This is a genomic window from Xenorhabdus entomophaga, assembly GCF_037996725.1.
Taxonomy (GTDB): domain Bacteria; phylum Pseudomonadota; class Gammaproteobacteria; order Enterobacterales; family Enterobacteriaceae; genus Xenorhabdus; species Xenorhabdus khoisanae.
Window position 1 is genome coordinate 1 of record NZ_JBBMXH010000561.1, and the last position, 218, is coordinate 218.

The window sequence follows — 218 nt, forward strand, 5'->3', positions numbered from 1 at the left end:
AGGCTTCATCCTTGATTTTGATATTAGTTTGGCGACGATTATCAGATCATAAATGAAGCCTTTTTTCTATCTAAAATATACGGTTACTGCTTAAGATCCTGTATATGAATGCAGTTACAGCAAGGTATGCGATTCAGAAGCCGAGGGCTCCCACCTAAATTGAGTGATGCGGAAGTCATCACGATGGAAGTGATTGGTGAATTCTTAGGTTTTTCAAC

The 218-nt window shown here is 39.0% G+C and carries 1 pseudogene; it reads left to right on the plus strand.

Features of this window, described 5'->3' with window-relative positions:
- Positions 1 to 108: 108 nt before the first annotated feature.
- Positions 109 to 218 (plus strand): annotated as a pseudogene (locus AAC854_RS24680) (IS982 family transposase); the annotation flags it as partial.